Consider the following 12,816-nt stretch of genomic DNA (forward strand, 5'->3'; position numbering starts at 1 on the left):
GAGCATCGAGGACCGATGAAATCAGGCGTAGAATAGCAGGGCTCGCCCGCCCACGCCTATTCGGCGGCTACCGCGCGGAAATACTGATGACCGGCGGCTTCGCGCCCGAGTGCGCCGTTCAGTTCGCCGCGGCGGCGTCCGAACGTTGCCGCCCGTTATTACTTGCCGTCGCTGCCTCAACGACAGCAGCTTACAGACGGGCGCGAGGTGTTCGTGGACGGCGGATTGCATAGCTTTGAGCCTGCGCGCGCGAGGCGTCGCTGGGACAAAGCGGAGAGGCCTCGCGCCAGATCTGCACAGGCAAGATCTCAACGCCTACTCGGTTGAACATGATCCGCGTGGACGTCGCGCCTGCGGCGTTGCCTGGAGAATTTACCCCCGTGCCTCCTGCCGGTGGGGAGGCTTCGCACCGTTCGTGTCCTAGTTGTCAAGACCCCAAAGATCCGTGTTCCGTTTGAAGTACTCAATTAGCATCTCGGTGAGCACCCGCACTTTCCGCGTGGGATGCTGACCCGGCGGTCGGACGACATACGCGGCCCCTGGAGGTACCGGATAGCGTGTCATGATCGGGACCAGCGCGCCGGAGGCCACATATTCATGTGTGATGCAATCGGGGAGCCAGGCGATGCCGAGACCTGCCGCCGCCGCGGCGGCAAGCGCCGTGGCGCTATCGGCCTTGAACCTGCCCTGCGGCTGGACCGTAACAATCTTGCTGCCATTTATGAACTGCCAGGCTTCCGTTCCCTGCATGAGGGCCTGATGGGTGACGAGTTCGTCCAGAGTCTCGGGTGACCCGTGCACCTCGATATAATCCGGGCTTGCGACAAGCTTTCCATGGATCGGCCCGACGCGCTTCGCGATCAGGTTGGAGTCTTGAAGGTAGGCGCCCCGGATCGCGCAATCGAAACCTTCTGCGATGAGATCGACGAAGCGATCGCTGTAGGAAGTATGGATGTGAAGCTTCGGGTGCAGACGCGCCATTTCCGCGAGCACGGGGGCGAAGTGGGTCGCGCCGAAAGTAAGCGGCATGGCAACCCTCAGGCGGCCGCGCAGCTCACCGGTGGGGAGGATCGTTTCCCGAGCCGTATCGATCTCTGCGCTGGCCCGGGCCGCATGGTCTCTGAACGCGATTCCCGCTTCGGTGAGCGCGGCGCCGCGGGTCGTTCGTGCAAGAAGCTGGACGCCAAGTTCCGCTTCAACCCGAAAGAGCCGCCGACTGACGATTGACTTGGAGACGCCGAGCCGGCGCGCGGCGGCCGATACGCCCCCTGCATCGGCCACTGCGACGAATGTCCGTAGATCTTCGATGTCCAATTCAGCGTTCCTCATTTCGCGACACAGCTTGCCTGATTATGGCACTACTGCATCACCAAAAGGAACGGCAAATTGCGTCCAGGCAACGTCGCCCGCTGGCGCATGTCTCCCGTGAAACCCATTGCCGTCCATAGCGGCAGAGAAAGATTGCCGTCCATGGCGGCAGAGAAAGGAAGTCTTGATGACCCCTCGCAACGGCCTTGATTCGCTTCTTCGTCCTGAAGACTCGGTACTCGTTCTGATCGACCACCAGCCTTACCAACTCGCGAACCTGAACAGCCACGATCCGCAAGCTGTGGTCAACAACGCGACCGCGCTGGCGAAGCTAGCAAAAGCCTTCAATGTTCCGACCATTCTCACCAGCGTGATCGCGGGTCGTGGCGGCATCCTCTTCAAGCAGATCACTGACGTCTTCCCGGGGCAGGAAGTGATCGACCGGACTTGGGTGAACGCCTGGCAGGACGAGAAGGTGGTGGACGTGGTCAAGGCGACCGGCCGCAAACAACTGGTTATCGCAGGCCTTTGGACCGAAGTCTGCGTCGCGATGCCTGTCATCCAAGCCCTCGGCGAAGGCTGGGACGTGTCCGTGATCACCGATGCGTCGGGCGGCGTTTCGACCGAGTCCCACCAGATCGCCATCCAGCGGATGATCGCGGCTGGCGCAAACATGATGACCGTGATGGCGCTCGCTGGCGAATGGCAGCGCGACTGGGCGCGCACCGAGCATGTCGAAGAGCTGACCGAGATTCTCATCCAGCACTTCGGCGGCAGCGGCATCGCCTTCCTGTGGGAGCAACAACTCCTCAAGACGCCTGTGCCGAGCGAAGGCTGATTCGGGCCGGGATGGCGAGCATTTCGGTGAGGGTCGGAATCGATCCGTTTGCCGGCCCTCGCCATCTCACCTCACAGGGAAGCCTTGTGATGCCGAACCCACCTTCACGAGCAGTCGCTCGTCGCACATCCTGGATAGATAGCATCGGGGATGCCGATGGCCGTGAGTTCAGCCGTGCGCACCTCGCCCCGCCCTCGCGGTAGAGCGATGGCCCGCTCCCTGAGCGTCGGTGTCGGCCCGCCGGCGAGGCGTAGGGCTTCTGCGCCGTCCGGTCACGTTTGCGCATTTTTGGCGACTCTGGTGCATTCTGGTGTAGGGGTATGGCAAATTCGTATTTCTCAGCTTCATCGACTCCGGCGAGCCATCGCCTTTTCTACGCCAAGTCGCGATTTTGCACGCCGCCGTCCGACTTTTCTCCGCGTAACGATCTGGTTCAAGTTTCCACCAGCCTGGCGGACAGGAATTCGATGAAGCGCTGGGTCTTGGCTGGAATGAGGCGCGTTTCGGTGACGGCGTGAATGCTGACCGACGATCCCTGCCATTCGGGCAGGACACGCCGGAGCCTGCCCGAGGCCAAATCTTCGGCGACGATCTTCTCGGCAAGCAGGGCGATGCCCTGGTGGTCGACCGCCAGGGCGCGGATCATCCCGACGCTGTTGACTGTGAAGCGGCCTCCAACCTCGACTTCGACCTTGTTCATCCCCTGATGCAGGGTCCAGATCTTCGGCATGCAGATGCATTCATGCTCCGCCAGATCCGCCGGTGTCGCCGGCTCGTCGGACGCTTCGATGTAGCCAGGAGACGCATAGAGGTGGCGCGCGTGGCGCCCGATCAGGCGAGCGATCAGGCTGGAGTCTTCCAGCTCGCCGATGCGGATCGCTACATCGAACGGCTCGGCCACCAAATCGACGCGGCGCGGGGTCAGGTCGAACTCGAAGGTGATGCCGGGATAGTGCCGCGCGAAATCGACGATGATCGGCGTCAGGTAAAGCGTGGCGAAGTCGACCGGGAGCGAGACCCGCAGGACACCGCTCGGCTGCTCCAGCATCGCGCCGAGCTGCTCGTGTGCGAGCCGTGCCTCGTCGACGATGCGTTTGCTTCGTTCGTAATAGAGCTGGCCGGCCTCGGTGAGCTCGATCTTGCGCGTCGTTCGATGCAGAAGCCTCAGGCCGATCGCCTTCTCCAGCGCGCTGATACGTCGCGACAGAGTCGAGTTGGGCATGCCCAGAGCCTCAGCCGCCTTCCGGAAGCTCCTCGCTCTCGCCACCTCCACGAACAGCGCCATGTCGTTCAAGTGGCTCACGCTATTGCTCCATATTTGGAATATTGATTTCACTTTTGCCGGATTTATCCCGACATTGGAATAGTGGACAAGCGCTCCAGCAAATGGAGATCCCAATGAGTCCCTTATTCACCCCTGTCCGCGTCGGCCGCTACACTCTGCCTAACCGCCTCGTCATGGCCCCGATGACCCGCAGCCGCGCCGGCTTCGACGGTACGCCGGGCGAGCTGGCCACCGAATATTATTCCCAGCGCGCCGGCGTCGGCCTGATCGTCACCGAAGGCACCCAGCCCTCGGATGACGGCCAGGGCTATCTCACCACCCCCGGCATCTACACGCCCGCCCATGTCGCCGGCTGGCGGAAGATCACTTCTGCCGTGCACGACAAAGGCGGCCACATCTTCATCCAGCTCATGCATGCCGGGCGCATGTCGCATCCCGACAATACGCTGCATCACTGCCAAGGGGTCGCGCCGTCCGCGATAGCGCCGGGGACGGGTATGTTCACCATGACGGGGATGCAGGACATTCCCCCGCCGCGCGCGCTGACGACCGAAGAGGTGCGCCAGACGGTCGCCGATTTCCGCCATGCCGCGCGCTCGGCGGTCGAGGCCGGCGCCGACGGCATCGAGATTCACGGCGCGAACGCCTACCTGGTCCAGCAGTTCTTCGCGCCCAGCGCCAACACGCGCACGGACGAATATGGCGGGTCGATCGAGACCCGAGCGCGCTTCGCCATCGAAGTCGCCACGGCGATCGCCGAGGAGATTGGCGCGGACCGCACCGCGATCCGCCTGTCACCCGGGACGACGATATGGGGGATCGACGAAGGCGCCGAGGGGCCGGACCTCTACCGCTATCTGGTCGCCGAACTCGACAAGCTCGGGCTCGCTTACGTGCACATCATGCACCAGGGCGACGAGGCGCTGCTGGCCGATATCCGCAAGCTCTGGCACCAATCGCTGATCCTCAATCGGCCAAGTCGTCCGCGTGACCAGATCGGCGCCGACGTAGCTTCGGGGCTGGCCGATCAGGAGTCCTACGGCCAGATGGTCCTGGCCAATCCGGACTTTGTGGAACGGTTGAAGACCAATGCGGCGCTGAATGCGGCAGTCCAAGCCACTTTCTATGGTGGCACCGCCCTGGGCTACACCGACTATCCTGCTTTGAGCGCGTAAAGCGAAAGCAAGTAAATCCCCAAGCGACAGCAGCCGAATAAACATTTCTAACCCGATGTGGACTGCATACTTAGAAGTTCTTCTTGAGAGATTTCAAACTATATCGTCCCACAGGAAGGATAAACCCGATGAATGACTTCAAAAGCGCCCCCCGCCGGTCTGAACCGCTTGGCTCCGGCCGGGCCCTACGTCTTCAAGCATATGGCGGCACAGAGAGCTTGAAAGTCGATTGGCTATCCGCCCCAGAGCCTGGTCCCGACCAAGTGCTCGTCCAGGTCAAGGCTGCCGGAGTAAACGGAATCGACTGGAAAATCCGTGAAGGCTACGTCCGCGACAAGTTCAAGTTATCTTTGCCCGCGACGCTTGGCATCGAAATGGCGGGGGTCGTGCTGCGGACCGGCTCCAACGTCGAAGGCGTGAGGGTCGGAGACCGGGTCATGGCCGCGCTGGGTGGCCTGGGCGCTTATGCTGACCACTTGCTGATAAATGCCGAAAAACTTGTCAAGACGCCTGCGGTCCTGTCAGACATTGACGCAGCGGCAGTACCGGTGGCGGCGATGACGGCATGGCAAGTCCTTCAGGTCGCCGATTTCAACCTTCGGGGGCGGCGGGTGTTGATCCACGGCGCGGCTGGCGGGGTGGGCAGCTTCGCTGTCCAGTTCGCCAAGACGGCTGGAGCGACCGTCTATGCTACAGCCTCAACCAAGAGCGTGGCCCATGTCCAAGCCTTGGGCGCTGACGAAGTGATCGATTACCAGAAACAGAACTTCGAGGTTCTTGCGAGCGACATTGACCTTATCGTCGATCTTGTCGGGGGCCAGGTCTTAGACAAATCTTGGTCGGTCCTATCGCCTGGCGGCGTCCTTGCCAGCATCGCTGCAACTGATGTGGTTTCGCGCGCCCCGGCAGGCCGTCATGGCATCTGGTTGTCAGTCAAACCTGACACCGCGCGCCTAGCCACAATCGCTCAAGAGATCGCTGACGGCTCGCTGCGGTCCACGATTGCAGAAGTGGTCGGCTTCGACGATCTGGCATCCGCGATCGAGCGCAATCGCACCGGCCACGCTCCCGGAAAGATAGTCTTAGACCTCACCAGGTGACTGCAGCTCATGGTAATCGTCCCTAAAGGGGGGACCGTCTGCATTCGGCTCATGTTGGGACGGCCGTGAACCACAGTTATGCAGGGCCTTTCCGCTCCGCCGCAAATCTCAAATGCGCGTTTTTTCGCTTTCCCTGACCGGCAGCGCCTTTTCCCTAAAATCGATCGCCCTATTTCGCCTCGACAGGTGGGCGGCTGCTTGCTGGACGAGTCCCTGCGACGAGTACGGCATGTGCTTCGAGGTAACCCCCAATGGACTTCCACGATCGGCACCTATTGCGGTTGCGGGTGAACGGAGAGGACCACAGCCTTTCCGATCTCGATCCCCGCGTCACGCTGCTCGACCTGCTGCGCGAGCGGCTTCATCTGACCGGAACGAAAAAGGGATGCAATTTCGGCGAGTGCGGCGCCTGCACCGTGCACCTCGACGGACGGCGTGTGAATGCCTGCATGATACTTGCCGTGTCCTGCGAGGGACGCGAGGTCACGACGATCGAAGGCCTGGCAAACGACGATGCGCTTCATCCCGTGCAGCAGGCGTTCATCGATCATGATGGTTTCCAGTGCGGATTCTGCACGCCCGGCCAGGTGATGTCGGCGGCGGCGCTGATTGAGGAGGGACATACCGGCTCCGATGCCGAGATCCGCGAATGGATGAGCGGTAATCTGTGTCGCTGCTCGGCCTATCCGCAAATCGTCGAGGCCGTGCGCGCGGCGGCCGGGAGGGTGAGCCAATGACCCCATTCGTCTACGCGCGCGCCGACAGCCTGGGCGAAACGATCGCGGCAGGTGCCGCGCCGGACAGCGCCTTTCTCGCCGGCGGCACCGAATTGCTCAACTGGCTGCGCCTTGGCATTGCCGAGCCGACCCGGATCATCGACATCTCCCGCCTCGACGGGCTGGATCAGATCGAGGCACTGCCCGGCGGCGGCTTGACGATCGGCGCGCTGACGCATCTCAACGATGTCGCGCAGCATGCGCTGGTCATGCGCGACTATCCGGTGTTGAGCCAGGCGATCCTCAACGCCGCATCGCCGCAGCTGAGAAACCTAGCAACGATAGGCGGCAATCTTCTGCAGAAGACGCGCTGTGCCTATTTCCGTGCCGAAGAGCAGTTGCCATGCAACAAGCGTCAGCTCGGCTCCGGCTGCTCGGCATTGCATGGCATCAACGACAATCACGCGATATTCGGCTGGACCGAGGATTGCGTCGCCACCCAGCCATCCGACCCGGCCGTGGCGCTGGCAGCACTTGATGCGGTCATCGTCACCGCGCACCGCAGCGGCGGCCGGCGCATTCCGGCAGCGGAATTCCACCTGCTTCCCGACACGCGGCCCGAGGCAGACAATGTGTTGCAGCAAGGCGAACTGATCACGGCAATCGAGCTGCCGGCGCCGGCGCCGCGATCGGCTTACCTCAAGGTGCGCGAGCGCGAATCCTACGAATACGCCATCGTCTCTGCCGCCGCTGTGCTGGAGATGGACGGCCAAACCATCCGTCGGGCGGCCCTGGCGCTGGGGTCCGTCGCGCTGCGGCCGTGGCGGCTGAGCGCCGCCGAGGAGCAGCTCGCCGGTGCCGAAATCGGCGATCGCGAGGCATTGAGCACCGCTATCGAGCAATCCTTCGCCGAAGCGCGTCCCTTGTCGCAGAACGCCTACAAGATCGAACTGGCCAAGACCGCCGCTTTGCGGGCGATCGAAAGAGCAGCGAGGATGCCGTCATGATGATCAGCCAGCCTGTTGCCCGCCCTGACGGCGGCGTCAAGGTGACCGGCCGCGCCCGCTATGCGGCCGACTATTTTGCCCCCAATCTGCTCTATGCGGTACTCGTGACCGCGCCCGTTCCCGCCGGCCGCGTGACGTCGATCATGGTCGACGACGCGCTCGCCGAGAACGGCGTCGTGCGTGTGCTCACGCATGAGGACATGCCCAAATTCGGCCGGTTCGCATCGCCGAGGGCCGAGCCCGATACGCAGATGCAGCAGGCCGAAGGCCCGCCGGCAGCGCAGAGCTTCATGCCCATGCAGGGCAACGAGATACGTCACGAGGGTCAGCCGCTTGCCATTGTGCTGGGCGAGACGCTGGAGGCAGCGGAGGCCGGTGCCCGCCGCGTCGCATTGCGCTACGAGTTCGCCGAGCCGGAGTTGCCGGCACCCCCCGAGTGGACCGCCATCGACAAGGCTGCTGTCTCGCCGAGGGAGAGCGGCTTCCTGTTCCTGGAGCCGACGTTTACGAAGGGCGAGGTCGACCGCGGGCTTGCTGACGCCGCCGCCACGGTCGAAGCCGTGTATTTGCAGCCGTCGCGCCATCACAACGCCATGGAGCCCTCGGCGACGCTCGCCGAATGGAATGACGGAGAGCTGACGCTGCACGACGCCACGCAACACGTCTACGGTGTCCGCCAGGTGGTTGCCGCCCGCATGAATGTCCCGGCCGAGAAGGTCCGCGTGATTTCCCGCCATACCGGCGGCGGCTTCGGCGGCAAGGGCTGGATCTGGCCGCATCAGGTGCTGGCCGCCGCCGCCGCGCGCATCATGCAGCGCCCGGTCAGGCTGGCGCTCAGCCGCGCCAATGCCTATTCCTGCCTCGGGTATCAGCCGCGCATGGCACAGAAGATCGTGCTGGCGGCGGACAGGTCGGGCAAGCTGACGGCCGTGCAGCAGGACGTGGTCAACCTGACCACCGTGACCGACGATTTCGTCGAGTTCGCCACCGAAGCCTCGAAGGGTCTCTACGCCACGCCGGCCATGCGTCTCAGCCAGCGCGTGGAGCGCGCAAACGTCGCCATGCCGACGCCGCTGCGCGCGCCGGTCGAGGGTCCGGGCACCTGGGCGCTTGAAAGCGCGATGGACGAGCTCGCCCACCGCCTCGGCATCGATCCGCTCGACCTGCGTCTGGTCAACCATGCGGACACGGATCCGGCTACCGGCCAGCCCTGGTCGTCGAAGAAGCTGCGCGAGGCTTATGAGGAAGGCGCCCGCCTGTTCGGCTGGCGCGAGCGCCCGCGCAAGCCGCAACGCGACGGCGACTGGCTGATCGGCTACGGCATGGCAACCTGCAGCATGGGCTGTTTCCGCAACCCGACGCCTGCAGCCGAAGTCAGGTTGCGCCGGGACGGCACGGTGCTCATCCGCACCGGCACCCAGGACATAGGGACCGGAACACTCACCATCTTTCCGCAGATCGCGGCGGACGTGCTGGGCCTGCCGATGGAGAAGGTGAACTTGGAAATGGGCGATACGCAGCTGCCGGAGGCGGGGCCGACCTATGGCTCGTCATCGACCATGGGGGTGGGCGCGGCGGTGCTTGCCGCTGCCGAAGATGCGCATTCGCAGCTTGCCCGTCTTGCCAATCTGCTGCCGGACGAAGTGGAGATGCAAGACGGCCATATTCGCCGCAGGGGCGCTGCCGGCGGTCAGACGATCGCCGACGTGATGAGTCATACCGACATCGGCGAGATCACCGGCTCGGGCTCGTTCGATCCGGCGCAGCATGGCAAAGGCCTTGCGATGCGCACTTTCGGCGCGATCTTCATGGAGGTCGGCGTCGATCCGGGGCTCGGCCTGCTCAGGCTTCGTCGCGCCGTGGGCAGCTACAGCGCCGGCCGTATCGTCAATCCCCGCACCGCACGCAGCCAGATGACGGGCGGCATCATCTGGGGATGGGGCATGGCGGCAATGGAGCAGAGCAGGCACGAACCAGTGCTTGGGCGGTTCTTGTCGAAGAACCTTTCCGGGGTCGCCATTCCGGTCAACGCCGACATTCCCGGCAATATCATAATCCACTTCGTCGACGAGGTGGACGAGCATGCCAGCCCGATCGGCGGCAAAGGCATCGGCGAACTCGGCGCCACCGGCGTTGCCGCTGCTGTTGCCAATGCCGTCTTCGACGCCACAGGCAAACGAATCCGGGAGTTGCCGATCACGCCGGAAAAACTGCTGTAGAAGGATCGGGCCGCGGAAGCGTCTGCTCGACGAGGTTGCCGTAATAGCGCATCACCGTCGGCACGATCTCGTCGTTGAAAACGTAGCGGTCGCCGTGCAGGCCTTCGCCCGGGCCGACCTCGCCGGCACCGATCCACGCATAACAGCCGCCGGCGTCGCGGATCATGAAAGCGAAATCCTCGCAGCCGAGACTGGGGCTGAACTCGGTCAAGACATTCTCCCGGCCGACGACGGAGGCGGCGGCCTCGACGGCGCGGGCCGTCGCATCCGCCGTATTGATCAGCGGCGGATAGCCCTTCCTGTAGTCGAGCCTGGCCTTGAGCGAATGCGCGGCGGCAATACCTTGTGCGATCTCGCCGATCAGCCTCTCGCAATGGTCGGAAAGGCCGTGCTCGAAGAAGCGGCAAGTGCCTTGCAGCCAGACCTTGCCCGGCACGATGTTGCCGACATTGCCGCCATGGATCTGCGTGATGCTGACGACAAGCGCGCTCTGCGGGTCGACCGAGCGGCTGACGATGCGCTGGACGGCTTGCACGAAGGCGCTGGCGGCCAGGATCGGGTCGTCGCCGAGCTGCGGCATGGCGGCATGAGCGCCAAGACCCTCGAAGGTCAGTTCGAAATTATCGACGGCCGCCATTTGCGGCCCGACGCGGGCGGCGATCGTCCCCAGCCTGATGCCCGGCCAGTTGTGGACCGCATAGACCGCTTCGACCGGAAAGCGCTTGAACAGGCCGTCCTCGATCATGCGCATGCTGCCGCCCTCGTTCTCCTCGGCCGGCTGAAAGATGAAAGTGACGGTGCCGTCGAAGGTGCGCGATTGACTGAGCAGTTTGGCGGCGCCGAGCAGCATGACGGTGTGGCCGTCATGGCCGCAGGCGTGCATTACTCCTTCTTTCCTGGAGGCATAGGCCAAGCCGGTTTTCTCCAGCACCGGAAGCGCGTCGAGCTCGGCGCGAAGGCCGATGGCGCGTGCGCCGCCACCGCTGCGCAGGACACCGACGACGCCGGTGCCGCCGATCCCTTCATGCACCTCGTCGACGCCGAAGGAGCGCAGCTTCTCTGCAACGAAACGCGCCGTTTCGTATTCATTGAATGCGAGCTCCGGATTGGCATGGATATGGCGCCGCCAGCCTACGACCTCTGGTGTCAGCGCGGCGATGGGGTCATTATGCAACATGATGCCTCCTTTCCGCCGACAAAAAGCGGCTTGGTTTGCCAGCCATAGAAGGCCCGGCGAGAGGCGTCTTGAACCGGATTGACCATGGCAAGGACAAACGAAGCGGCAGAGACCGGGAAATACTGGCGCCATCCGTGCTTCCCCGACCTTGGCCTGTTCGAGGCGCGCTTCACCCGGCACCGCTACGACCTGCACACGCATCCGACCTATGTGATCGCCCTGATCACCTCTGGCTGCGAGCGCATTCGCATCGGCCGCAAAAGCGTTCTCGCTCCGGCAGGCACCATTGCCGTCGTCAATCCCGAGGAGTGGCATGACGGCGAACGCGGGGCGGATGAAGGCTGGGCCTACCGGACGTTTTATCCTTCCGTGTCGCTGATGAGCGCGCTTACCCGCGAACTCGGCCGCGACGGCGCTCCAATATTTTCGCGCACGACGATCGAAGACAGCAGTCTCGCCGCAGCATTGATGGCAGCACACCAGGGCTCGACATCCGCGGACACAATGACGGCCGAGACGTCCCTGCTCGTGGCGCTGCGACGGCTGATCGTTCGGCATGGCGACTCGAGCGGACAGGCCGAAGAGATCGAAAGCTCCGGATCGCAGCGAAGATTTTCGCTCTACCGCGATCTTGTCGAAAGCGAGCTTGGCTCGCAGCTCGACCTCAAGCGGCTTGCCGGCGCGGCTGGCGTGACCCGGTTCCAGGTCATCCGCGACTTCAACAAGGTAATTAGCCTGACGCCGGCGGCCTATATCCGCGACCGGCGATTGCGCCGGGCGAGTGCGCTGATCGAACAGGGATTTGGCCTCGCCGACGCCGCCATCGCAGCGGGTTTCGCCGACCAGAGCCATCTTTCCCGTACCTTCCGGGCCATGCATGGCATGACGCCGGGCATGTTCAGAAGAGCGGGATAAGGCGCTCCTGAACAGACAAGCTTGCGCGCCAATGCCCGCTGCGCAATGCTGGCGCAGCTCGGGGGGAATCATGCGAAAAATCTTGGTATCGACGCTGCTCGCTGCTGCACTGTTTGCAAACAACGCGCAGGCGCTGGATGCCAGCGGCACGCCGGTTGTCGTGACCCCGCTTGCCTCTCGCACCGAGACCGCGTCCGGCCAGCCGATCACGCTGCCGCAGAAGAACGTCCAGGTCCTGGTCTCGGCCTATCAGATCGCGCCGGGCGCCACCTTGCCGGTCCACAAGCATCCGTTTCCGCGCTATGCCTATGTCGAGGCCGGCACGCTTCAGGTCACCAACGTCGAGACCGGCAAGAGCAACACCTATCAAACAGGTGATTTCATCATCGAGATGATCGGGCAGTGGCATCAGGCGACCAATGTCGGCGCCGATCCGGTCAAGCTGCTGGTCATCGACCAGGTCGAAGAAGGCACCAAGAACACGGTGTTGCGCCAGTAACCGCGGTCGTCGGGCACTCCAGCAAGGAACACCGGATTCACTCCGCAGCTTTCACCCGGTCGGCGGCGGCGGCCAAAACGGCGCGATCCCCCTCCTCGTACAACCGATGGATGGCAATGGCGTTGACGCGCCAGCCTTCAGGCGTCCGCACCAGCCGGTGGAGATAGCTGCCGCCAACCGTCCAGAACCGGGAACCGATCCAATGGGCTGCGCGGACATGGCTGCGCGCAACCGCACCGTTGTCCGCGCCTTCGACGGTGATGTTGGTGATGAGGTGCTGGGTGGCGTCGAAGCCCGGCAGCAGTCCTTGCCACTGCGCGATCAGCGCGTCGCGGCCGCTGGTCGTGACCTCGCCGCCGAAGAGGCTGGTATAGTCGGTCGTGACACGGGCCGCGAAATAGGATCTGACCCGGTCCCATTCACGCAGATCGGCATAGAGGCCGATCCCGGCAATCGCCTCGGCGATTGCGATCCTGTCGTCGACCCCCCGCGCAGGAAGCCGAGGGCGGGCCGGGGGGGCCCCCGTTTCGGGTATTTAACCCGGGGAAAACCCCCCGCCCCCGACCAAACCGCGCGG

General features: G+C 63.8%; 12 protein-coding genes. 8 read left to right on the forward strand and 4 right to left on the reverse strand.

What is annotated here, in order from left to right; genetic code table 11:
- Nucleotides 1-420: 420 nt before the first annotated feature.
- Nucleotides 421-1,314 carry a LysR family transcriptional regulator gene (locus NKI17_RS25695; RefSeq protein WP_352568868.1) on the reverse strand — a complete coding sequence of 298 codons (894 nt, stop codon included), beginning with the start codon at nucleotides 1,312-1,314 and terminating at the stop codon, nucleotides 421-423.
- 181 nt (nucleotides 1,315-1,495) lie between these two features.
- Between NKI17_RS25695 and NKI17_RS25700 the strand changes: the two genes are divergently transcribed.
- Nucleotides 1,496-2,146, forward strand: coding sequence for a hydrolase (locus NKI17_RS25700; protein ID WP_352568869.1), 651 nt, complete (start codon nucleotides 1,496-1,498; stop codon nucleotides 2,144-2,146).
- 433 nt (nucleotides 2,147-2,579) lie between these two features.
- On the opposite strand, the gene NKI17_RS25705 is transcribed toward NKI17_RS25700, so the two are convergent.
- Nucleotides 2,580-3,449, reverse strand: coding sequence for a LysR family transcriptional regulator (locus NKI17_RS25705; RefSeq protein ID WP_352568870.1), 870 nt, complete (start codon nucleotides 3,447-3,449; stop codon nucleotides 2,580-2,582).
- Between the two features lie 83 nt (nucleotides 3,450-3,532).
- Between NKI17_RS25705 and NKI17_RS25710 the strand changes: the two genes are divergently transcribed.
- The 5 genes from NKI17_RS25710 to NKI17_RS25730 all read left to right on the forward strand — a co-directional run bounded on the left by NKI17_RS25710 (nucleotide 3,533) and on the right by NKI17_RS25730 (nucleotide 9,648).
- A complete protein-coding gene (locus tag NKI17_RS25710) occupies nucleotides 3,533-4,606 on the forward strand; it encodes an alkene reductase (protein WP_352906965.1) in 1,074 nt (357 codons plus the stop codon).
- A gap of 128 nt (nucleotides 4,607-4,734) precedes the next feature.
- The gene (locus tag NKI17_RS25715; protein ID WP_352568872.1) at nucleotides 4,735-5,706 is read left to right on the forward strand and encodes an NADP-dependent oxidoreductase; all 972 of its coding nucleotides are present in this window, start codon (nucleotides 4,735-4,737) and stop codon (nucleotides 5,704-5,706) included.
- 251 nt (nucleotides 5,707-5,957) lie between these two features.
- Nucleotides 5,958-6,443: a (2Fe-2S)-binding protein gene (locus NKI17_RS25720; protein WP_352568873.1), complete on the forward strand. Its 486-nt coding sequence runs from the start codon at nucleotides 5,958-5,960 to the stop codon at nucleotides 6,441-6,443.
- Entirely contained in the window at nucleotides 6,440-7,429 is a 990-nt protein-coding gene (locus tag NKI17_RS25725) for an FAD binding domain-containing protein (RefSeq protein ID WP_352568874.1), read from the forward strand. The genes NKI17_RS25720 and NKI17_RS25725 overlap by 4 nt, the downstream gene beginning before the upstream one ends.
- Complete coding sequence (locus NKI17_RS25730) at nucleotides 7,426-9,648, forward strand: xanthine dehydrogenase family protein molybdopterin-binding subunit (protein WP_352906966.1); 2,223 nt, start codon at nucleotides 7,426-7,428, stop codon at nucleotides 9,646-9,648. The genes NKI17_RS25725 and NKI17_RS25730 overlap by 4 nt, the downstream gene beginning before the upstream one ends.
- Here the strand turns inward: NKI17_RS25730 and NKI17_RS25735 are convergent.
- The gene (locus NKI17_RS25735; protein ID WP_352568876.1) at nucleotides 9,626-10,825 is read right to left on the reverse strand and encodes an amidohydrolase; all 1,200 of its coding nucleotides are present in this window, start codon (nucleotides 10,823-10,825) and stop codon (nucleotides 9,626-9,628) included. The two genes, NKI17_RS25730 and NKI17_RS25735, sit on opposite strands and share 23 nt — an antisense overlap.
- Before the next feature lie 84 nt (nucleotides 10,826-10,909).
- Between NKI17_RS25735 and NKI17_RS25740 the strand changes: the two genes are divergently transcribed.
- Both NKI17_RS25740 and NKI17_RS25745 read left to right on the forward strand, forming a co-directional pair.
- Complete coding sequence (locus NKI17_RS25740; RefSeq protein WP_352906967.1) at nucleotides 10,910-11,740, forward strand: AraC family transcriptional regulator; 831 nt, start codon at nucleotides 10,910-10,912, stop codon at nucleotides 11,738-11,740.
- Between the two features lie 70 nt (nucleotides 11,741-11,810).
- Complete coding sequence (locus NKI17_RS25745) at nucleotides 11,811-12,239, forward strand: cupin domain-containing protein (protein WP_352906968.1); 429 nt, start codon at nucleotides 11,811-11,813, stop codon at nucleotides 12,237-12,239.
- 37 nt (nucleotides 12,240-12,276) lie between these two features.
- Here NKI17_RS25745 and NKI17_RS25750 read toward each other — a convergent pair whose 3' ends face one another.
- The gene (locus NKI17_RS25750; protein WP_352906969.1) at nucleotides 12,277-12,774 is read right to left on the reverse strand and encodes a nuclear transport factor 2 family protein; all 498 of its coding nucleotides are present in this window, start codon (nucleotides 12,772-12,774) and stop codon (nucleotides 12,277-12,279) included.
- Nucleotides 12,775-12,816: the final 42 nt, after the last annotated feature.

This window comes from Mesorhizobium sp. M0816 (assembly GCF_040320005.1).
GTDB lineage: Bacteria > Pseudomonadota > Alphaproteobacteria > Rhizobiales > Rhizobiaceae > Mesorhizobium.